The sequence below is a fragment of the Arthrobacter sp. TRD_SC_6 genome, assembly GCF_055361185.1.
Window position 1 is genome coordinate 2,221,924 of the sequence record NZ_CM143953.1, and the last position, 19,930, is coordinate 2,241,853.

General features: G+C 62.0%; 19 protein-coding genes. 10 read left to right on the top strand and 9 right to left on the bottom strand.

All coding sequences use genetic code 11. The features are described from left to right. Positions 1-68: 68 nt before the first annotated feature. The 5 genes from ACWA1U_RS10555 to ACWA1U_RS10575 all read left to right on the top strand — a co-directional run bounded on the left by ACWA1U_RS10555 (position 69) and on the right by ACWA1U_RS10575 (position 4,942). Positions 69-575, top strand: coding sequence for an RNA polymerase sigma factor (locus ACWA1U_RS10555; protein WP_463722142.1), 507 nt, complete (start codon positions 69-71; stop codon positions 573-575). Position 576: 1 nt separating this feature from the next. Further along, a complete protein-coding gene (locus ACWA1U_RS10560; RefSeq protein WP_463722143.1) occupies positions 577-1,878 on the top strand; it encodes a hypothetical protein in 1,302 nt (433 codons plus the stop codon). A gap of 144 nt (positions 1,879-2,022) precedes the next feature. Continuing rightward, on the top strand, positions 2,023-3,132 hold the full coding sequence (locus ACWA1U_RS10565) for a lipid II:glycine glycyltransferase FemX (RefSeq protein ID WP_463722144.1): 1,110 nt from the start codon (positions 2,023-2,025) through the stop codon (positions 3,130-3,132). Positions 3,133-3,701: 569 nt separating this feature from the next. After that, positions 3,702-4,427 carry a hypothetical protein gene (locus ACWA1U_RS10570; RefSeq protein ID WP_463722145.1) on the top strand — a complete coding sequence of 242 codons (726 nt, stop codon included), beginning with the start codon at positions 3,702-3,704 and terminating at the stop codon, positions 4,425-4,427. A 29-nt stretch (positions 4,428-4,456) separates the two neighbouring features. Then, a complete protein-coding gene (locus ACWA1U_RS10575) occupies positions 4,457-4,942 on the top strand; it encodes an 8-oxo-dGTP diphosphatase (RefSeq protein ID WP_463722146.1) in 486 nt (161 codons plus the stop codon). A 519-nt stretch (positions 4,943-5,461) separates the two neighbouring features. Here ACWA1U_RS10575 and ACWA1U_RS10580 read toward each other — a convergent pair. Then, positions 5,462-6,058: a gamma carbonic anhydrase family protein gene (locus ACWA1U_RS10580; RefSeq protein WP_463722147.1), complete on the bottom strand. Its 597-nt coding sequence runs from the start codon at positions 6,056-6,058 to the stop codon at positions 5,462-5,464. A 328-nt stretch (positions 6,059-6,386) separates the two neighbouring features. On the opposite strand from ACWA1U_RS10580, the gene ACWA1U_RS10585 reads away from it, so the two are divergent. From ACWA1U_RS10585 to ACWA1U_RS10595, 3 genes are all read left to right on the top strand, one after another. Further along, complete coding sequence (locus tag ACWA1U_RS10585) at positions 6,387-7,211, top strand: PhzF family phenazine biosynthesis protein (RefSeq protein WP_463722148.1); 825 nt, start codon at positions 6,387-6,389, stop codon at positions 7,209-7,211. A gap of 371 nt (positions 7,212-7,582) precedes the next feature. Continuing rightward, the gene (locus ACWA1U_RS10590) at positions 7,583-8,386 is read left to right on the top strand and encodes an ArsR/SmtB family transcription factor (RefSeq protein ID WP_463722149.1); all 804 of its coding nucleotides are present in this window, start codon (positions 7,583-7,585) and stop codon (positions 8,384-8,386) included. A 59-nt stretch (positions 8,387-8,445) separates the two neighbouring features. Next, the gene (locus ACWA1U_RS10595; protein ID WP_463722150.1) at positions 8,446-8,928 is read left to right on the top strand and encodes a hypothetical protein; all 483 of its coding nucleotides are present in this window, start codon (positions 8,446-8,448) and stop codon (positions 8,926-8,928) included. A 76-nt stretch (positions 8,929-9,004) separates the two neighbouring features. On the opposite strand, the gene ACWA1U_RS10600 is transcribed toward ACWA1U_RS10595, so the two are convergent. The 6 genes from ACWA1U_RS10600 to ACWA1U_RS10625 form a co-directional block, all read right to left on the bottom strand. Further along, positions 9,005-9,709: an alpha/beta fold hydrolase gene (locus tag ACWA1U_RS10600; RefSeq protein ID WP_463722151.1), complete on the bottom strand. Its 705-nt coding sequence runs from the start codon at positions 9,707-9,709 to the stop codon at positions 9,005-9,007. Between the two features lie 74 nt (positions 9,710-9,783). Next, positions 9,784-10,923 carry a bifunctional 2-methylcitrate synthase/citrate synthase gene (locus tag ACWA1U_RS10605; protein WP_463722152.1) on the bottom strand — a complete coding sequence of 380 codons (1,140 nt, stop codon included), beginning with the start codon at positions 10,921-10,923 and terminating at the stop codon, positions 9,784-9,786. Between the two features lie 48 nt (positions 10,924-10,971). Further along, complete coding sequence (gene prpB / locus ACWA1U_RS10610) at positions 10,972-11,877, bottom strand: methylisocitrate lyase (protein ID WP_463722153.1); 906 nt, start codon at positions 11,875-11,877, stop codon at positions 10,972-10,974. Then, entirely contained in the window at positions 11,878-13,395 is a 1,518-nt protein-coding gene (locus ACWA1U_RS10615) for an MmgE/PrpD family protein (protein ID WP_463722154.1), read from the bottom strand. After that, positions 13,388-14,089: a GntR family transcriptional regulator gene (locus ACWA1U_RS10620; protein ID WP_463722155.1), complete on the bottom strand. Its 702-nt coding sequence runs from the start codon at positions 14,087-14,089 to the stop codon at positions 13,388-13,390. Before ACWA1U_RS10620 ends, ACWA1U_RS10615 begins: the two co-directional genes overlap by 8 nt. Before the next feature lie 182 nt (positions 14,090-14,271). Then, a complete protein-coding gene (locus ACWA1U_RS10625) occupies positions 14,272-14,709 on the bottom strand; it encodes a VOC family protein (protein WP_463722156.1) in 438 nt (145 codons plus the stop codon). 141 nt (positions 14,710-14,850) lie between these two features. On the opposite strand from ACWA1U_RS10625, the gene ACWA1U_RS10630 reads away from it, so the two are divergent. Continuing rightward, the gene (locus ACWA1U_RS10630; RefSeq protein WP_463722157.1) at positions 14,851-15,846 is read left to right on the top strand and encodes a sigma-70 family RNA polymerase sigma factor; all 996 of its coding nucleotides are present in this window, start codon (positions 14,851-14,853) and stop codon (positions 15,844-15,846) included. Positions 15,847-15,871: 25 nt separating this feature from the next. Here the strand turns inward: ACWA1U_RS10630 and ACWA1U_RS10635 are convergent, their stop codons facing one another. Further along, on the bottom strand, positions 15,872-16,591 hold the full coding sequence (locus tag ACWA1U_RS10635) for a response regulator (RefSeq protein WP_463722158.1): 720 nt from the start codon (positions 16,589-16,591) through the stop codon (positions 15,872-15,874). After that, positions 16,588-18,186: a sensor histidine kinase gene (locus ACWA1U_RS10640; protein ID WP_463722159.1), complete on the bottom strand. Its 1,599-nt coding sequence runs from the start codon at positions 18,184-18,186 to the stop codon at positions 16,588-16,590. Before ACWA1U_RS10640 ends, ACWA1U_RS10635 begins: the two co-directional genes overlap by 4 nt. Positions 18,187-18,337: 151 nt before the next feature. Between ACWA1U_RS10640 and ACWA1U_RS10645 the strand changes: the two genes are divergently transcribed. Beyond that, on the top strand, positions 18,338-19,768 hold the full coding sequence (locus tag ACWA1U_RS10645) for a cation:dicarboxylate symporter family transporter (RefSeq protein WP_463722160.1): 1,431 nt from the start codon (positions 18,338-18,340) through the stop codon (positions 19,766-19,768). The last annotated feature ends 162 nt before the right edge of the window (positions 19,769-19,930 follow it).

Sequence of the window (19,930 nt, forward strand, 5' to 3'; positions counted from 1 at the left end):
TCTGTAACCTCCTCCGTTTGCGCGGAAACAAGAGGAGTATGAACAGGGAACGGATACCAGGGGGGACAGTGTTGCAGCGATACGATGACGTTTTCGCAGCGGTTCACAGGGAACACCGCGAGCGCGTGTTCCACTTCATTCACCGCAGGGTCAGCAGCCGCGAGGCAGCTGACGAACTCACTAATGACGTTTTCCGCATAGCCTGGCAGCGACAAGCAGATGCCGTCGAGGTAACACCGGCTTGGTTGCTCACCGTGGCACGAAACGTCATCGGAAATGAGTACCGCCGCCGGGAGCGTGCCCAGCATTTGATGCAGCGGGTTCGTGAATCTGTGGTCATCGCAGCGCGCCGCGGGCATGGTGCCGAGCAACAGGCTGTCGCCGATGCGCTGATGAGATTACGCGAGAAGGATCGCGAAATTCTCCTTTTGGCCTACTGGGATGACCTGTCGATCGCTGAGATCGCCGAAGTGCTTGGTTGCAGAAGCACGGCAGCCAAAGTCCGCCTGCACCGGGCCCGTACCGCATTCGTCGAGATGATGCCCGCCGCCGTGATGGCAGAGGAAGGAGCCTGAAATGGACCGCATAGAGAATTTGATCCGGGGGCTCGATCCCGTTCGGGCCGAACGGGAGGCCACCGGCGAGCCCACTGAAGTCATTGCTCCGGTGGCCCTCGCAGGAACAGAGGAGGCGGAACTGCAGGACCAGGAGGCTTTCAGCGACGACCGCCCGGTCGTAGTGCCGATGCGGCGCCGTCGCCGGGTCGTTGCGGCTGTCGCCGGGGTGGCCGCCGCAGCCGCGGTGGTGGGTGCCGTCGTCGTCGGCGGATCCCTCGGAGCGCAGTCTCCGCTACCCGCGGGACCTGCCGAACCAACTCCCTCTGCCGAACCAACCCCCTCTGCTGAACCGACCCCCTCTGCCGAACCTTCCGCAGCACCGGAACCGACGGCCGAACCTACCGGCGCACCTGCCGGGCCGCCAGCCGACGAGCGATGCAACCCCTTGGACGTAAACGTGATCACGGAGCAGGGCAGTGATTTCATGGGCATGACCCCTCTAACTGAAAACCCGGAGTACTACCCAGTGATCGGCTGTTCCGAGAATTGGATGGTTATGCAGCTGACCGACGAGGGCTACATGGCAAATCCTAAGGACGGAGGAAATGCCTGGTTCACCGTGGCACAACGAGTTGACGGACAATGGCTGGTGGACCCTGAAACATACGGTTCACTTTTGAATTGGGACACGCATGTCCATCCGGATGGAATCACGCCGCAGGAACTGATGGATCAAAGATTCATCGCTGCAGGGATTCCGGTTGAGTTGCGGCCGGAGCTGGTAGGCGATGGTCCGTCCTTGTCGGAGCTGCGGGAGACCCATCAGCTGATGGATTTGGGAGTGGTCTTCGAAACGCGTGGCGACTGGGATGTTGTTCCGGCGTCGCAGGGAGTGGACGTGGTGAACGCGGAGGGGACCAGGGTGGCCACCCTGCAGCGGTCCCGGGAGGCTGGACTGGGTGGCGCCTGCTCTGAGGATCCGGTTCCCTGGCGCGAGGTTCGGTCGGAGAACGTTGTCATCGATACGCCGACGGGAGCAGCGAATGCCCGCTTCGTCCTGCGCCTCTTCGAGGGGGAGCAGCTCGTCGCGGCGACCGGACTGGTCGCAGCTGGGGACCCCACCTCTGGAGAAGGCTGCATGTTATACAACGTGATTTCGCAGACAGGTGTCGGAGTTCTTTCACTGGCCAGTCACTCCCAGATGTCCCCTTACGGCGGGGGAACCACTTATGGGTCGGTCCAGGAGGCCGAGGCCTATGCAGCCTCTGAGGAGTTCGCTCAACTGGCGGCAATCGCCGATTCCATCCAAATCATGGAGTAGGAACTACTCCTGCACAAACCAGTACCCCGCAGCCAGCCCCTACGCCGGTTGCGGGGTACCTCCGGCGATCGTGTCAACTCGATCAGCGACCACCATGACGGCTTGAACGGTAATCAGGAATTCCTGGATTACGGAGGATCTTAAATGAGCACAGCCCCCCTGACGTATAGCGAACTTGATAGGGATAGCTTCGATCGAATCACTGAAGCTTTCTCCGACGTGGTCGTTCCTTTGGAGCAGACGCCAGCGTGGATGGAGTTTGAAAAGGCGCTCGGACGCCGGCCCCTTGGTATATGGGCCTACTGGGATGCGGCCGGAGAGCTGGTTGCGACCGCGAGTTTTATCCAGGTGACTCGTCCGTCGCGGGAATCGGTCGTGGTCGTCAACGGGCCAGTCTGGTTCACCGAACGCACGCCGCCGACCGAGCTTCTACTTATGGACACCGTACGCGCCCAGTTCCATGAAGAGCAATCGTTGAAACCGCTGTATGTACGCATGCAGGTAGCGCACTTGCAGCAGCCAGCTATGGAGCCCTTGGAGCATGGCTGGTACGAGCGGGAGATCGTCGTCGATCTGACCCTGTCCGAACCGGACCTCCTCAAGAGCTTTGGCTCCAACGCGCGCAATAGAATAGCCCGCGCGCAACGTAGCGGCGTCGAAACGAAACAGATTCCGAAGCATGAGTGGAAAGACGTCTTCACAACTGAACTATTCCCCATCATGCAAGAAACCGCGGAGCGGGGCGGATTTCGATCCTTCGACTCTCACTACTACGAAACCCTCCTCACTACGCTCGCGGATCACCTGCGTCTCCTAGTGGCTTATCACGAGGGAACGCCGGTAAGTTGGCTGATCACCACCGAGTACCGAAACTACGCCGTGTACTATTTCGCGGGCAGCTCACACGCGGCCCGAAAGACCTTCGCACCGTATTTGTTGCTATGGGAAGCATTCAAAGTGCTCAAGGCAGCCGGCAACACCGCTTGCGGAATGACAGGCATAGAGAGCGAGAACTTTCCAAGCCTCGCGAACGTCACAGCCTTCAAGAGAAACTTCTCCAAGAACATCGTGACGGTTCCCACGACCTACGACATCCCTATTTACCCCACCCGTTACAGCCTCGTCGCCACCCTATTACGAGGACGACGCGCGGCCCCTTCTCTTGTGCGAGCCGCTGTGCGTCGTGCTGCTGATTCCGCCAGGCATATTTTGCAGCTCACACGGGAGACCAACCACTCGCCCTGGTCGAAATGATGGACGGAAACTCAATGATCAGCCGCGAACTACGAGATGCGCTGCAGGCCGCGGCGCTCTATGCAAATGCAGCACCCAACCCCGCCCATGCCAGAGCCGCTCTAAGGAGTGAGATTATGGGGTTGCTCATGCCAGGAGACGCAGATCCAGGCCTGACGTGTTGGGAGCGTCAACAGATCGGTGACGTTAAAGCTGAACTTGACGCACTGATCGTTGACGCTTCGTGATTCTTACACCAGTTCCCCCGTTTGATTTAGAACAAGACGACACCATCGACGACGTGCGGGCTGTCTACCGTCAGGCGTGCACAGACTCGCGCGACGCCGCAACAATTCTCGCAATTGACGATTCGGTGGGCGGTGATGAGCCGGAACACGGAGGAAAGGAATAGAGGACGATACCTGTTTCCGATGAAAGCACCAGGGATTAGTGCCGCACCAGCGGTCGGGAGAGCGAAACCTGCCAGTATCCCGAGGACCGTAACAAGCCGGGTTCTCCAAACTGTCGCAACTTCATTGGCTGTTTGGGCAGTCTAACCAGCTCAGGCACGCCGTGGAAGGATAGGTGAGGTGAGCGACGCCGATACCCCAGCATCTCCGAACGCAGACGAGGGCGAGAGGGCTTTGAGCGCCGCTGAGTTGCTTGCACGGCGCCTGGACCGGCCGATGGGTGTGCTGGGTCTGGTCTTTCTGCTCGTTGTGCTCGGGCAGCTGATCGCGACCGACCCGGCGCTGCTGCTCGGTTTCAGCGTCGCAGGCTGGGTGTTTTGGGCGGTGTTTGTCGCGGAGTTCCTGCTCAGGGCATACATCGCCGGCTTCAGCAGGGCGTTCTGGAAGAAGGACTGGTGGCAGGTGATCTTTCTCCTTGTCCCGTTCCTCCGCTTCTTCCGGGCCTTGCAGGCCATTCGCCTGCTTCGCATCGGACGGGTGGTGCGGGTCGGTGGCATCCTGTCTGCCGGTATCCGAGGTTCCCGTTCGGCGGGCAGGCTGCTCTCCAGCCGAATCGCCTGGATGGTGGCGGTCACCGCCGTCGTCATCCTCGCAGTCAGCCAGCTCCTGTACGCGACCGGAACGCATGCCAATTATGGCGACGCACTCTTCGAGACGGCGATCGCCACCATCACCGGCACCGGTATCACACCGCAGACCGGCTTCGCCCGGGTCATCCAGGTGGTCCTTGCGGTGTACTCGATAGCTGTGTTCGCGAGCCTCGCCGGGTCGCTCGGAGCGTTCTTCCTCCGCGAGGACAACAACCGTAACAAGCTGGCGGACAGGCAGGGCGAGCCGAGTCCCTGACGCCGCCGCGAGGGCTACACTCGGGAAGCATGGCTCCACGCAGCGTGTCCCTGTGCTTTCTCTTCCGCGAGTGTCCCGATGGGCGTGAGGTGCTGCTCGGGCTGAAGCGCTCAGGGTTTGGTACTGGTCGTATCGTTGCCCTTGGCGGGGGAATCGAGCCCGGGGAAACCGCTGCCGATGCGGCAGTCCGGGAAGTAGCGGAGGAATCTGGTGTCGTCGTCGACCTCGCGGATCTGACGGAGTTGGGACCTGTCCGGTGGCGGTTTCCCTCAGATCCGCGCCTGGATATGGACGCAGTGGTTTTCGCCTCACACCGGTTCGCGGGGGAGCCGACCGCCACCGATGAGATCGATCCGAGCTGGTATCCCGTCTCGGAGGTGCCCTGGGACGGAATGTGGGAAGACGCCCAGCACTGGCTGGGCCATGTTGTGTCCGGCCAGCGACTGGACGTCACCATCACCCTCAACGCGGACAACGAGACCGTACACACGGCGGTTTTCGCTAAAAGTACCTGAAGGGTTCATGAGCGACTGCTGCGCGCGAGATGCAGAGGCTGTGCCGAGTCCAGGAAGCATAGGTGCCGCGCGGCGTCACCAGGTCAGATCTCCGCGGTCAGCTCGCTTGCGGCCTCGACCGCAATCTCGGTCGTACGCGCCGCTAGCGGGGAGTGGGCGCGGCCGGCCCGCCAGAGCAGGAATATCATCTGGCGGGAGGGAAGTTTCGGTCGCCGGTCGTGAGTGCGGAGCTGTGCCGCGAGAACTGGCCGAGGAAGCGATGGGTGAAGAGCACGCACCTCCATCACAAGCCGCGATGGACGCTCCCTGGCCGTTGGATGCGTGGCCGGACGCGCCGACGAGATTCGCGCTCTGTAGCGACGATCGCTTCTTCCCGCGCGAGTTCTTTCGCTAGTTGGTGCCGGCGCGGTGGGGATCACCCTGGACGAAGTCGCTGGAGCCACTGTGTCGCTCTGAGCCGCCCCGCCGAGGTGGCGCACATGTTGGAGGGATACGCGGTGGTCGCGGACATCTTCTCGGCTAATTGACGATGACGGTGTCTGTCGAATGCGCGCCGTAATACCTGGACTGGCGGTACATGAGTTCCCGCATAGATACGTCTTGGCCGATACCGTAGACGGTGCCAGCGAAGTCGAGTTTACGTTGGATCGACCAGATTTCGTCGTGGCGATCGGGTGGCAGGATTGACACTGGATCCCCTACGGCAACCCAACCAATCGGTACGACCGAACCGGGAAGCAAGACCGTGTTGACTTGCACGACACCGTTGATCCGAATCTCCGAGCCCTCACCGATTCGGCTACCGGGAAACAGCGCGGCACCCGTTGCAATGAAACACTCCGATTCCACGACGCTGCCGTTCACATGAGCGTGAGGGCCGATCATCACCGCCGTTCCTACATGGGCTGGATTACCAGCGCGGCCCCGGATGAGCGCTTGTTCCATAACCACCGTATCCTCCCCAACCATGACTTCGCCGTCCTCTGCGGTGAGCACAGCCCCATGGAGAATCCGGGCGCCCGCAGCGATACGTACATCACCGACAATCACAGCTGACGGTGCAACATACGCGGACGGGTCGATTGACGGTCCAGCATCACGGTGGCGGATCAGCATGAAGAAGCTCCAATCTCTGTGTTCAACGTGAGGGTGCAACGAGGTTACCGCCCTTGCCAGTCGATCCTAGCGAAGGTAGCCCAGCGTCCGGTAAGGCTGCCCTACAGCTGGTTCAGCGTATCGCTGAGTGCCAGTCGAGTTTTTCCGACTGAATATTACTAACGCTCTACTATTGCGCTACTGCCGCCAGCGCTGAGCCCGATGACACGCCCGGTGAACCGCTGGCTACTTCCGTGGACAGGTACCGGCCATCCGTGACGGTCAAAGGACCACTTGTCTCAAATTGGCCCGCGAGAAGCAGCCCGACGCGGACATAGGATCTCTAACCATGGAGATTCTCACATACCGCGCCTTCACGACATTGGACTCGAATCCGCGTTCGGGCAACCCTGCCGGGGTCGTCGTTCACGCCGAAGCGCTTTCCCGGGCCGACATGCTGAGCATCGCGGCCAAACTTGGGTTCAGCGAAACTGCGTTCCTCACCGAGGTTACATCCGCATCAGCAAACATCCGTTACTTCACGCCTCGCGACGAGATCGCCTTTTGCGGACACGCGACCATCGCCTCGGGAGTCGCACTCGCTCGGCGAGGAGCCGGACCCGCCGTGGCCCTCAAAACGAAAGCTGGGGAGGTTCTCGTGAGGGTATCGCCCGACTCCGCGACCCTCACTGCAGTCGACACACTCGTCGACCCACTAAGCGACGAGCTGCTAAACGAGTTGCTTGCTGCCCTCCGCCTCTCGTGCGACGACCTCGATCCTGCTTTACCACCGGTTTTCGTGCGAGGAGGGAATCCGCATCCAATCGTCTTCGTGAATGAAGGGGTTTTGGCCTCGCTCAATCATGATGACGAGGAGGTTCTGCGCATTCAGGACCGCGAGCGTTGGGACGGCACCATCCCCGTCGTTCACCGAGTCTCAACTGACCGGTTTATCTCTCGCAATCCGTTCCCCCGCGGCGGCATCCGAGAGGACCCTGCCACTGGATCGGCTGCGGCAGGTCTCGGATTCTGTCTTCGGGCAGGTGGGCACTTGGCGTTACCCGCCGTGATCGAGGTTGAACAGGGCGCGGAGGTGGGACGGCCTTCGTTGATCACTGTCGAGATCCCGCTTGAAGGTCGTGTTCGTGTGACGGGCACCGCATCAGAGCTGTAGCAGCCCACATGGCCGCCCTGACACGTGACCTCCTCAAAAGGACTAGTTCTCACTGGACGAATATCGGCAAATCCAACTGGGCGGCGTGTATGTTGCGCTGAGCAGTGGGACGTCAAGTAGGACGCGCAATTGATGTTGAGGAATTCCGTGCATCGTTGGGCATCTGCCGGCAAGGGGGGCCGCATCGAACGGGTTCTGCAGCTACCGCGTTTAAAGACTGCCGGAATGCTTTTCGATGGATGCCTACACGTCCGTGAGGACCGTTAGACAGAAGGTTTCGTGACGATCCCCTCAAATTCCCAAGGCAACATCTACACCCGGATTTCTCTGGCGCTTGACTTTAGGCAGTCAAATACCTGCATAATACTCAGGTGAGTTCCACTGACAGAGAAATGGACTCGGTCTTCAAAGCGATGGCCGACCCCACCCGCCGACTACTGCTCGACCGTCTGCGCGAGCATAACGGTCAGTCGTTGCGCGAGCTGTGCGAACGTCTGGACATGAAACGCCAGTCAGTGACCCAGCACATGGACATTCTCGAAGAAGCCAATCTGGTGATTGTCATGCGGCGTGGACGCGAGCGACGCCACTATCTGAACCCGACGCCCATCCAGGAGATTGAGCACCGGTGGATCGCGGAGTTCGACAAGCCCCGGTTGCGAACGATCGGTGCAATCAAGACCTATGCAGAGGAGAGCGCAATGAGTACCGAATCCGTCCCGTCCTACGTCTATGTCACTTACATCAGGGCCAGTGCTGATCAGGTATGGCAGGCCCTGACCGATGCGGACGTGACCGCTCAGTACTGGGCTCACGCGAACGTGTCGGACTGGCAGCCAGGCTCGGTTTGGGAACATCAGCGTGTCGATGGATCTGGCATGGTTGATGTAGCTGGACGAGTGATCACGGTTGAAGCTCCAACCCGCCTGGTCATCACCTTCGAGGACGCTCCCGACGCGGGGACCCCGAGGAAACCATCGGTTGTGACCTTCCTTGTCGAGCCCCACGAAGACATCGTCCGGCTCACCGTGACTCACGAGAATCTTCCTAATCGGGAGATGCTGAACGGTATTTCCCACGGCTGGCCAGCCGTCTTGGCGAACCTGAAATCCCTCCTGGAAACCGGGGAAGTACTCCCGCAAGCACCTTGGAGCATGTCACCCGCGCACTCATAAAACCCTCACCACTGCCAGCTACCTCGTGTACACCACGCCCTCAGGAAGGCGAAAACACCATGGACACCACCCAACTTCGAAATGCCTTCCAAACGCTGCTCAACGCCGCTGCCTCTGCCGCGGATGCAGGTGACACGCACACCACACCGCAGGACGGGGGATGGGATGCCGAGCAGATCCTGGCCCACGTCACGCTCGTGAACGCGACCACCATCGCGGCCATCTCGGCTGTGACCGCCGGGATCAACACCACGTACGACAACCGCATCACTCTCGACACCTGGACCATCAGGCGTGCGATCACGCTGACCGGCGGCGCGGCAGGACTTCAGGAGCGGATCCGCGCCCAGGCAGAGGCACTCTGCGCACTAGGCACCACACTCAGCGAGCCCGAACTCGACGTCATGGTGCCCAGCAGGCTCTTGTCGAACGACGAAGTATTAGTCGATGAGCTTGTTCCCCTGAGGGAAATCATCACCGGGTTGGCAAACGTAGAAATTCCGGCGCACACTCAACAACTCCTGGACCTGCTCCCACGATAGGACGATTGCATGACCTTCGAGCACGCTGCGGAATTGATCCTTGTGGCTGCCCCTGCGCGAACACGTCAAAAGGCGGTCAGCTCGTGCGGTCGACCGCCGCCAGGATGGCCTCACCCAGCTCAACCGGCTTGGTGAACTGCGGCCAATGACCGGTCGGGAGGTCGACGAATTCGACATCCTTGACGGAGGCGAGTTCGGCCACATAGGGGTGTCCCTGGGCTATCCACTCGGACAGCATGGCGGATGGAAACTCGCACGCGATGATTGTGGCCGGAACGTTGTACCGCCGCTCATCGGTCAACTTCTGTGTCTCGGATGCCACCGCGCGGGGCTGAGGAATGGCGCGCTTCCGGAAAGCCGAACGCAATTCATCGGTGAGGTCCACCAGATCATCGTCCTCGAACGCTTCCCATGGGGGCAGCGGGATGTCGTCTCCCTCTGAGGGCAGTTCGTCATTGATGACCCCGCCTTCGCCGAGCGGGCCGCTGTCCACGTAGACCGCGCGTAGCACGCGGTCCGGGCGCGCATCGGCTACACCGTGAATGACCGCACCACCGCCTGAGTGGCCCACGAGCACTACCGGCTCAGCGATGCTGTCCACGACGGCGATGACGGCGTCCACGTGGTCGCGCAGCCCGATGCCGGCGCGCGGCGCATCGACCGATTCGAGGCCGGGCAACGTGAGCGGATGCACACGGTGACCAGCCGCAAGGAGCGGTGGCGTGACCTGCGACCAGGAAGAAGCGTCCAACCAGAAACCGGGTACCAGAATGATGTCCATGGCTCGAGACTACTGATCCGGCCACGGGGCGCATACGGCTTTCGGCCCCATTGCGGACAGCTTGTGTCCGCTAGCTAGGCGAGGTGGCGTTCTTCCGGTCCGTTGTACTCGCTCAACGGGCGAATCAGCGAGTTGGATGCCCGCTGCTCCATGATGTGCGCTGTCCAACCCGTGATTCGTGCGGCGATGAAGAGCGGCGTGAACATCTCCGTATCGAAACCCATGAGGTGGTACGTGGGGCCGGCCGGGTAGTCGAGGTTCGGCTTGATATCTTTTGCCTCCTGCATGGCGGTTTCAAGCCCCTCGTAGAGCCCGAGGATCTCTTCGCGACCGTAGTGCTTGATCATGCCGTCCAGGGCTGCCTTCATGGTGGGCACACGGGAATCACCGCTCTTGTACACGCGGTGGCCGAATCCCATGACTTTCTTCTTCTGCGCCAGCGCATCTTCCATCCAGGCTTTCGCCCGGGCAGCGGCGTCCTGGGCGGATTCGTCTTCACGGATGCCGATTTCCTCGAATGTGTGCATGACGGCTTCGTTGGCGCCGCCGTGCAATGGTCCCTTCAGTGCGCCGATGGCGCCGGTGACCGCAGAGTGGAGGTCCGCAAGGGTGGAGGTGATCACGCGCGCGGTGAAGGTGGAAGCGTTGAAGGAGTGCTCGGCGTAAAGGATCATCGAGGTGTTGAACGCGGCAACGACCTCCGGTGCGGCTTCCTCGCCGAACGTCATCCACAGGAAGTTCGCCGAATAATCCAGGTCATCCCGAGGTGCAACGGGCTCCAGGCCGCGACGACGCCGCTGGTCATAGGCGACGACGGCGGGAAACGCCGCGAAGAGTTCCGTCGCCTTTTCGAGTTCGGCCGCTGGGGAGGAGTCCTCCGCCTTTGGGTGGTTGGCGCCAAGAACGGAAACGGCGGTGCGCCCAACGTCCATGGGGTGGCAGGTCGTCGGCAGCAGATCGATGGCCGCCTTGACGTTGTCCGCCAACGCACGGTGGGAACGCTCGAATCCGCGAAAATCCTCTGCTTCCGCCTCCGAGGGTAATTCTCCGTGCCATAGCAGCCAGGCAACATCTTCAAAGCCGACCTCGGCAGCCAGCTCCTGCACCGGATAGCCCCGGTAGAGAAGGGAATTGCTGTCCGGGTTCACCTTGGATATTGCGGTGTTGTCCACGGTGACGCCGTCGAGGCCTTTGTGGATCTGTGTCTCTGACATGCAGGACTCCTTTGTCTGGGGTGCAGCGGCTGATTCGTTGAGGAGAGCTCAGCGCCCGCCGGGCACCTGGAAGTTGAACACCGAGGTATCGAACTGGTTGTATGCCTCGTAATCGACCAGCTCGTAGAGCCGGGCGCGGGTCTGCATCTGTCCAACGGCGGCCTGCTGGGTACCGTCGGCTTTGATCGTCTCCAGAGTACGCTCCGCCGCCCCCATCGCACTACGCAACAGGGTGACCGGATAAATCACCATGCTCACTCCAGCCGATTCGAGTTCGGCTGTTGTGAAGAGCTCGCTCATGCCGAACTCGGTCATGTTCGCGAGGATCGGGACTTCAACGGCCGCGCGGATGGCTTCGAACTCCGACAGGTCGCGCATCGCTTCCGGGAAGATCGCGTCTGCTCCGGCGTCGACCATGGCCTTCGCTCTGTCCTGTGCGGCCGCCAGGCTGTCTGTGCCCCGGATGTCTGTGCGCGCCATGATGAGGAAGTTGGGATCGCGACGTGCATCGGCAGCGGCGCGGATCCGCTTCGTAGCGGTTTCCACGTCGACCACGTTCTTTCCGTCGAGGTGTCCACAACGTTTCGGATTGAACTGGTCCTCGATGTGGCACCCTGCCAGGCCGGCATTTTCCAGTTCCTGGATGGAGCGCGCCACGTTCATCGGCTCGCCGAACCCTGTGTCCGCATCAACCAGCGCGGGCAGGTCCGTCATGCGTGCGATTTGCCCGGCCCGCGTCGCCACCTCCGTGAGCGTCGTCAGGCCGATGTCGGGCAATCCCAGATCGTTGGCGAGCACAGCGCCGGAGATGTAGACACCGTCGAACCCCTTGTCTTCGATGAGGCGCGCGGACAGGGGACTGAAAGCGCCCGGAAAGGACTGTATGCGCCCTGACGCCAGCCCGGCGCGCAGCGCAACACGCTTCTGCCCGGGCGTCACTGACGAGTACAACATCTAGAACAGTCCCTTCGGTGACTCTGCGGGAATGACGCCGACGGCGGCAATAAGGTTCAGCTGCTCCAGCTCGCCGGGTGCCAGCTGGGGTAGCCGCTGGACAACGTCAAGGAAACGGTCCACCTCTGCATCTTCCACGATGCCGTCGGCGAGGGTCCGCAGCTTGGCGATGTACTGTTCGCGGGCGAAAGGCCGGGCACCCAAGGGGTGGGCATCGGCAACCGCAATCTCATCAGTAATGACTGTGCCGTCGGACAGTGTGATTTCCACTCGTCCGCCGAATGCTTTTTCGCTGATGTCGAGCGAGTGGTAGCGCCGGGTCCACTCCTTGTCCTCTTCCGTAGTCACCTTCCGCCACAGGTCCACCGTGTCCGGGCGGCCCGCGCGTTCCGGCGTGTAGGAATCAACGTGGTGCCACGAACCGTCCTGGAGGGCGACCGTGAAGATGTACGGGATGGAGTGGTCGAGGGTCTCGCGGGACGCCGTCGGATCATACTTCTGGGGATCGTTGGCTCCGGACCCGATCACGTAGTGGGTGTGGTGCGAGGTGTGGATACGGATGCTGCTGACGTTTGCAGGGTCAGCGGTCTCCGGGTGAGCCTGGTGAAGTCTCCGGGCCAGGTCGATCAAGGCCTGCGCCTGATACTCGGCCGAGTGCTCCTTGGTGTAGGTGTCGAGAATTGCCCGTTTCGCTTCGCCCGCCGCGGGCAGCGGTACCTCGTAGCTGGCGTTCGGCCCGTCCAGCATCCAGGCGATGAAACCGTCCTCACCTTCGTAAATTGGCGTGGGCGAAGTCTGGCCGCGCATCGCCCGGTCCACGGCTTCAACGGCCATCTTCCCGGCGAACGCGGGTGCGTGGGCTTTCCACGTGGAGATCTCGCCCTTGCGGGACTGGCGGGTTGCCGTCGTCGTATGCAGTGCCTGTCCTACTGCCTGGAAGATGGTCTCGGTGCTGAGGCCGAGGAGTGTGCCCAGTCCAGCAGCAGCCGAGGGGCCGAGGTGCGCCACATGGTCGATTTTGTGCTTGTGCAGGCAGATGGCCTTCACCAGGTTCACCTGGATCTCATAGCCTGTGGTGATCCCACAGAGCAGGTCGGCACCAGAGGCGCCAAGGTGCTGGGCAACCGCCAGGATGGGCGGAATGTTGTCTCCGGGGTGCGAATAGTCGGCCGCCAGGAACGTGTCGTGGTAATCGAGTTCGCGCACGGCCACGCCGTTGGCCCACGCCGCCCACTCAGGGGAAGCCAATTCATCAACGCCGAAGACGGTGGATCCCCGGCCGCCCAGGGACACCGGGTGGCTGAGCGCCTGAGCCCTCGCGGCGACGATCGGCGCGCGGGTCAGGGAAGCGAGCGCCACGGACGCATTGTCGATGATCCGGTTGATGACCATGTCGGCTACTTCGTCGTCGACCGCAACGGAATCGGTGGCAACTTCGGCGATCTTCCACGCGAGCTGCCCTGTTCGTGGAAGGTTTTCCTCACTGCGGTAAACGCGGACGGGATGTAGCTCAACCATGAATGGCTTCCTCTCGGGTTGTGGACGCGCCGGTGTCGGTGCGCACTGTTAGCAGATACTGCAGGCTGTTGTGCAGATGGACCCTCGTGGAGGCTTCGGCCAGATCCGCGTTGCCCGCAGCGATGGACCGGGCGATCTGCGCGTGCTCGGATGCGGAAGCAAGGAGGCGGGGCTCGTCGTCCTGTGCAAGGCGCCGGACCCGGCTGAGGTGCGTTCGGAGTTGCCGCTGGGCCTGTGTCAGATAGGGGTTGGCGGCCGCATCATCGATTGCTGCGTCGAGTTGAGCGACCAGGCTGTAGTACTCCAGCCTCCGGTCCGGGGCAGCGGAGATCAGCGCGGAGGCCGATTCGAACCGTGTGGTCAGCTCCAGGAAAGTGCGCTCATCGCTGTGGTTGGCCGCAAGGGCAGCGGCAGCACAATCCAGTGGGATCCGAACGTCGAACAGGTCAGAGATCGACTCCAGGGAGACCCCGGTAACGACGACGCCGCGGCCAACGCGTGTCGACGCGAGACCATCGGCGGCGAGTCGGGAAAGTGCCTCGCGGAGCGGTGTTCTGGAGATGCCCAGCCGTGCGGCTTGCTCGACTTCCGTCAGTAGGGCGCCCGGTTCAAGCCGCCACTCAAGGATGTCTGAGCGGAGCGTCTCGTAGGCGCGTTCGCTCGCCTTCGCTGCTTTGCTTCGATCTTTCTGCACCCGATCAATGTATACAGAAGCGGCATTCCTGGGCAAGTAAAAGCCCCGTAACACCCCTCAAGTCCTCCCACTGTATACAAGGCTCTTCTTTGGGAAGTGAGCCGATGGTCAACCGGGACGACGACGGCGGCACTCGGGTGAGTGCCGCCGTCGTCGTTTGCATTCAGCCGGCCGGATGAAGCTCAGGCGTTTTGGGGGTACTTCTCCTCCACGGCGGCCCAGTCTCCGGATTCGGCGATGGGGTCCATCCAGATCACTTCCCAGCTGTGCCCATCGGGATCGAAGAAGGTGCGCGAGCGCATGAAGCCGAAGTTCTGCGGATTCCCTTCGGAAGCTCCGGCGGTGAGCGCCCGGTCAACGAGCAGGTCAACCTCCTCGGGAGTTTCAACGCTGATCCCGTTGAGAACCGCGGAGGTGGTGGTGGTATCGGCGATCTGCTTATCCGTGAACTGCTTGTAGTGCTCATGCGTCAGGACCATCACGTAGATGGTGTCGCTGATGACGATGCACCCGGCATTCTCGTCGCTGAACGCGGGGTTGAGCGTCCATCCGAAGCTGGTGTAGAAGTCCTTCGATTTCTCGAGGTCCCTCACCGGAAGGTTGATGAAGATGCTGGTCATTGTGCTCTCCTTCTGGGAAACCGATCATTTGGGGGCGGTGTGAATGTCCGCTTACTCATCAGACGGCGCCGTCACTGAAAAATCATCGTTCGCTGGCAAAAACCCTTCGAAGTTTGAGAGAAGGGCCATACGCTCGGTGGTATGCACACAGTGGAACCGGAACAGGTGGATCAATCAGCTGAACTGTCAGCACAGGAGCTGGACGCGTACCGGCGCGAATTGACGGGATACTGCTACCGCATGCTCGGATCCGCTTCAGAGGCGGAGGACGCAGTCCAGGACACAATGATCAAGGCGTGGAAGAGCCGCAACACCTTTGACGGACGCTCATCAACGCGGACCTGGCTGTACCGGATTGCGCACAATGTCTGCATCGACATGCTGCGCAGTCCGCAGCGGCGCGCCCGTCCTATGGAGATGGGGCCCTCCACCACCAGCTCCGAGGCTGTGCTCGGCGCACCACTGCACGAGAGTGCCTTCGTGCAGCCGATCGCCGACGGCGCCGTTATCGACCTGACGGCCGATCCCGCCGACGTGGCACTCGCAAGGGAATCCATCCGCCTGGCGTTCGTTGCGGCGTTGCAGCACTTACCCCCGCTGCAGCGTTCTGTGCTGATTCTTTGCGAGGTTCTTGCGTGGAAGGCCAGTGAGGCCGCCGCGCTGCTGGAACAGACGGTCGCCGGCGTCAACAGTGCCCTGCAACGCGCCCGCAGGACGCTCGCGTTGCGTCAGGAACCGGCGCTCATGTCAACCATGGACAGCAGGCACACCGAGCTGCTTGAGCAGTACGTCGAAGCTTTTGAGACGTACAACATTGACCGGCTGGTAACGCTGCTGCGCGATGACGCCGTAATGTCGATGCCGCCGTTCGACCTCTGGCTCAGCGGTCCGGAGAACATGGCCGGATGGTTCCTCGGCAAGGGCATCGTCTGCAGGGACAGCCGCCTGATTCCTGTCTCTGTGAACGGTACAGCCGGGTTTGGTGCTTACCACTTCGTGGAGCCCGGCCTGTGGGAGCCCTTCGCGATCCAGATCATCGAGACCAGGGATGGGCGGATCGTTGGGCACCACAACTTCCTCTATCCGGAGCTGTTCCCGGCATTCGGGCTGCCGGACAGGGTGGATGAGAGAAGTTGACCAAGGAAAGCTTCGAGCACCGGCCTCAGCGTTGCCATGTGTATTCGAGCTCGGGCCTGCCGCGGGTACCGTAGCGGGGCATGCGGCGAGCTGATCCATGGTCGGCGAGATGCTCAAGGTACCGGCGGGCCGTCACCCTGGAGAGGCTGAGCGAGGCTGCAAGCTCGACGGCCGAGACCGGTTCGCTTGCCGCGGACAGGAACGAAACTACGGCGCGCAGGGTTTCCTCCGAGAGCCCCTTGGGAAGCCCACTGTGCGACGGCGGGCGTAACGCCGCCAGCGCGTTGTCCACTTCCGACTGCGTGGTTGAGGATGCCTGTGCCTGCAGGTTGTCCCGGAACTGGCGGTAGTTTCCCAATTTCTCGCTGAACGCCGAGTAGGTGAACGGCTTGATGAGGTATTGCACTATGCCCGAGGAGATCGCAGAGCGAACCACGCCGAGGTCCCGGACGGCGGTAATGGCGATGACATCCACAGCGCTTCCTGCGCCCCGGATCCGCCGGATGATGTCCAAACCGTGGAGGTCCGGCAGATTCATATCGAGCAATACAAGGTCGACGACGGCGGCACCGGCCTCCGTGCGTTCGCGCAGCTTGGCCAGCGCTTCGGAGCCGGTGGCAGCCGTGCCTGCGAGCTCGAAGCCGTCCAGCCGCCGCACGTAGAGGGAGTGCGCCTCGGCAGCGATGGGGTCGTCTTCGACCACCAGGACCCGGATGGGCCCGCCCGTTCCGGCGGGCGCGGTCATTGTGCCATCCCTGAATCCGCTACAGGCAAGCGCACTGCGAACCGGGCGCCGTCGTCGTTCGTTACGGTGATCGTTCCGCCCAGCCTGTTGACGGCCTGCCGCACCAGCGCCAGGCCGAGGCCGCGGGTGCCCGCAGCGTCCTTCGAGCTGAAGCCCAGAGCGAACGCCGCGCCGCGCTCGGCTTCGTTCAGGCCCGGTCCGCTGTCGGCGACCTCTATGAGGATCGAGGCGTCGTCGTCGGGAGCGGCTCCGATGGCCAGGGTGACTTCCCGGCGCGGAGAGTCCGCAGCGGCGTCGAAAGCGTTGTCGAGCAGGTTCCCGATGATGGTCACGAGGTCGCGTGGATCCATTCCCCGGGTTTCCAGCGTTCCTGCCACGTCGATTTCAAGGCGGAGGCCACGTTCGTTGGCCTGCGCGGCTTTGCCGACCAGCAGTGCTGTGATGAAGGGTTCGTCGATGGCGGCAACAACCTCGTCGGTGAGCTGCTGGGATTGCTGCAGGTCCTTGGTGGCGAACTCAAGTGCCTCGGCCCGGCGGTCCAGCTCGATCAGCGAGACGATCGTGTGGAGCCGGTTGGCGTGCTCATGTGTCTGCGCGCGAAGGGCGCCGGTCAGGGTACGCATGGTCTGCACCTCGTCGGTCAGCGCCTCGAGTTCGGTGTGGTCGCGGATCGTCGTCACTGTGCCGAGGGGTTTGGCGCCGGCGTCCGGCACAGCCGGTTCCTGGTTGACCACCAGCACCCTGTCGTCGGTGACATGGAACTCGTCCATTGCCCGCCGCCCACTCGTCAGGAGGTCCTGGATAGAGCGGGGGAGTCCGACGTCGTTTGCTGGCCGGGAGATGCCGGGAACCGCAGGCGGCAGATTGAGCAGCGCGGCCGCCTGGTCGTTGTAGAGGACCAGTTCCCCGCGAAGGTTGGTCAGCACCAACCCGTCGCGGACTGAGTGAAGCACCGAGTCGTAGAACACGAACATCCGCGAGAGCTGCTCGGTGCCCAGTCCCAGGGTGGCGCGGCGAAGGTGCCGGCTGAGGAGGAGCGAAACCACGGTCCCGGCAACCAGGGCACCGGCCGCTATCAGCCAGACCAGTGGCAGCTGCGCATTGCGCGCGATGGAGACCGTGTCGACGGTGACGCCTGCCGCGACGAGGGCGGTGACGTCGTCGTCGTTCGTGAAAACCGGTGCGACGGCACGGACGGAGGGCCCGAGGGTTCCGGTGAAGACTTCGACGTGGGACTCACCGGAGAGCGCCTGCTCTACGGAGCCGAGGTACTCCCCGCCGATCTCACTTTCGTTGCGGTGCGTGTAACGGGTGCGGTCGGTGTCCATGATGGTCACGAAGTCCACGCCGAGGTCATCCATGACGTCCACCGCATAGGGCTGGAGCACTGCGGTGGGATCGGGTCCCTGGACGGCTTGCAGCACAAAAGGGTCATTGGCGAAGGTGGTGGCAATCGCGAGCATGCGCGCTGAGGCGGCGTCGTGGGTATTCTCTTCCGCGTCAAGGTAGAGGACCCAGGAGATGGTGGAGGTTAACGCGAGGACGAACACCAGTTGACCGACGAAGAACTGGCGGGCAAGGCTCCAACTTTTCATGGTCCTCGCTTCCTCGCTCAGGTGCCTGCTTCGGACGTTCGTCACTGTCGCGGCGAACAGTATGAACGCAATGGTGACCCAAGTCACTGTAGCGCTCGACGATGGTAAGGAACCGGCCGGAGGGCCGCCTACCAGCATAAGGAGTATCAGCATGGCGAAGATGCCTGCACAGCCAATCACCGGGGCCGGCAAGCCCCGGAAGAGGATCGACAAGACCCACACGCTCTACATCGCGGTCATCGCGGCAGTCATTCTCGGTGCCATCCTCGGATTGACCGCACCAGAGGTCGCCGTGGCCATGAAGCCGATTGGCACCGCGTTCATCGGATTAATCAAGATGATGATTGCCCCGATCATCTTCTGCACGATCGTGCTCGGCATCGGCTCAATCGCCAAGGCCGCAACGGTCGGCAAAGTGGGCGGACTCGCGCTCGGCTACTTCATGCTGATGTCGACCTTCGCGCTTGCCATCGGCCTGGTCGTCGGAAACCTCATCCAGCCCGGAGCCGGCCTGGATATCTCCAACGCTTCCTATGACGAATCGGCTCTCGCCGAGTCGGAAGGCACCACGGAGTTCCTGCTGGGGATCATTCCCGACACCCTGCTTTCCTCACTCACGGGCACCAGCATTCTCCAGACCCTATTCGTTGCGCTCCTGGTCGGGTTTGCGCTGCAGAAGATGGGTAAGGCCGGGAAGCCGATCCTCCGCGGAATCGGCCACATCCAGGCACTCGTGTTCCGCATCCTCATCATGGTGATGTGGCTCGCGCCGATCGGAGCGTTCGGTGCCATTGCCGCCGTCGTCGGTGAAACCGGCGTGCAGGCGATCGTGAGCATGTTCACCCTGATGGCTGCCTTCTACATCACCTGCATCCTGTTCATCGTGGTGATCCTCGGTGGGCTCCTGAAGCTGGTCACGGGAGTCAACATCTTCAAGCTGATGAAGTACCTGGGCCGGGAGTACCTGTTGATCTTCTCGACGTCGTCGTCCGAAGCCGCACTGCCCCGCCTTATCGCCAAGATGGAACACCTCGGTGTCTCCAAGCCGGTTGTCGGCGTCACGGTGCCGACCGGATACTCCTTCAACCTTGACGGCACTGCCATCTACCTGACGATGGCCTCCCTGTTCGTCGCTTCGGCACTGGGCACACCGCTTGCACTCGGTGAGCAGATCTCACTGCTGATCTTCATGATCATTGCCTCCAAGGGTGCAGCAGGCGTCACCGGTGCAGGCCTCGCCACCCTGGCCGGAGGCCTGCAGTCACACCGTCCCGACCTGGTGGATGGGGTCGGCCTCATCGTCGGCATCGACCGGTTCATGTCGGAAGCCCGGGCACTGACGAACTTCACAGGCAACGCTGTCGCAACCATCCTGATTGGTACCTGGACCAAGGAAATTGAACGCGGCCAGGTGGATGAGGTGCTCGCCGGGCGGCTGCCATTCGATGAGTCAACGATGAGTGCAGGCCACTTCGAAGACTCCGCAGCAGACACGGTCGAGGACGGCGCGGAAACCAAGACCGACATCGCCGAGGCCCAGCTCACGGGCCGCGAGGACGACAAGGTGGGCGCTACCCGCTAGAAACCGCATCGACTCTCCAATAGGTGACCGTTACAGCACTCAAACAGTCACTTATTGGGGAGTCGTTTGCGTTTGCCCGTGCACAAGATTGAACCTCAGGTTGAGACTCAAGGCTCGCGGCATTTGTCACCCTCATTTCCACTGCTCCGCGCGATGACGGTT